The sequence below is a fragment of the Nocardia sp. NPDC050378 genome, from assembly GCF_040655675.1.
Classification (GTDB): Bacteria; Actinomycetota; Actinomycetes; order Mycobacteriales; family Mycobacteriaceae; genus Nocardia; species Nocardia coubleae.
In genome coordinates this window covers 1-1,535 of record NZ_JBFAKI010000042.1, presented here as the reverse complement: position 1 = coordinate 1,535, position 1,535 = coordinate 1, and the positions used below count along the sequence as shown (strand labels likewise).

The 1,535-nt window shown below is 57.2% G+C and carries 1 rRNA gene; it reads left to right on the top strand.

The window, feature by feature from the left end:
- The first annotated feature begins 6 nt into the window (after positions 1–6).
- Positions 7–1,525: ribosomal RNA gene (locus AB0I35_RS32335) — 16S ribosomal RNA — on the top strand.
- The last annotated feature ends 10 nt before the right edge of the window (positions 1,526–1,535 follow it).

Sequence of the window (1,535 nt, the reverse complement as noted above, 5' to 3'; positions counted from 1 at the left end):
GAGTCTTCAACGGAGAGTTTGATTCTGGCTCAGGACGAACGCTAGCGGCGTGCTTAACACATGCAAGTCGAGCGGTAAGGCCCTTCGGGGTACACGAGCGGCGAACGGGTGAGTAACACGTGGGTGATCTGCCTTGCACTTCGGGATAAGCCTGGGAAACTGGGTCTAATACCGGATATGACCTCGGGATGCATGTTCTGGGGTGGAAAGATTTATCGGTGCGAGATGGGCCCGCGGCCTATCAGCTTGTTGGTGAGGTAACGGCTCACCAAGGCGACGACGGGTAGCCGACCTGAGAGGGTGACCGGCCACACTGGGACTGAGACACGGCCCAGACTCCTACGGGAGGCAGCAGTGGGGAATATTGCACAATGGGCGAAAGCCTGATGCAGCGACGCCGCGTGCGGGATGACGGCCTTCGGGTTGTAAACCGCTTTTGACAGGGACGAAGCGCAAGTGACTGTACCTGTAGAATAAGGACCGGCCAACTACGTGCCAGCAGCCGCGGTAATACGTAGGGTCCGAGCGTTGTCCGGAATTACTGGGCGTAAAGAGCTTGTAGGCGGTTCGTCGCGTCGTTTGTGAAAACTTGGGGCTCAACCTTAAGCTTGCAGGCGATACGGGCGGACTAGAGTACTTCAGGGGAGACTGGAATTCCTGGTGTAGCGGTGAAATGCGCAGATATCAGGAGGAACACCGGTGGCGAAGGCGGGTCTCTGGGAAGTAACTGACGCTGAGAAGCGAAAGCATGGGTAGCAAACAGGATTAGATACCCTGGTAGTCCATGCCGTAAACGGTGGGTACTAGGTGTGGGGCTCCTTCCACGGACTCCGTGCCGTAGCTAACGCATTAAGTACCCCGCCTGGGGAGTACGGCCGCAAGGCTAAAACTCAAAGAAATTGACGGGGGCCCGCACAAGCGGCGGAGCATGTGGATTAATTCGATGCAACGCGAAGAACCTTACCTGGGTTTGACATACACCAGAAAGCTGTAGAGATACAGCCCCCCTTGTGGTTGGTGTACAGGTGGTGCATGGCTGTCGTCAGCTCGTGTCGTGAGATGTTGGGTTAAGTCCCGCAACGAGCGCAACCCTTATCTTATGTTGCCAGCGCGTTATGGCGGGGACTCGTGAGAGACTGCCGGGGTCAACTCGGAGGAAGGTGGGGACGACGTCAAGTCATCATGCCCCTTATGTCCAGGGCTTCACACATGCTACAATGGCCGGTACAGAGGGCTGCGATACCGTGAGGTGGAGCGAATCCCTTAAAGCCGGTCTCAGTTCGGATCGGGGTCTGCAACTCGACCCCGTGAAGTTGGAGTCGCTAGTAATCGCAGATCAGCAACGCTGCGGTGAATACGTTCCCGGGCCTTGTACACACCGCCCGTCACGTCATGAAAGTCGGTAACACCCGAAGCCGGTGGCCTAACCCCTTGTGGGAGGGAGCCGTCGAAGGTGGGATCGGCGATTGGGACGAAGTCGTAACAAGGTAGCCGTACCGGAAGGTGCGGCTGGATCACCTCCTTTCTAAGGAGCA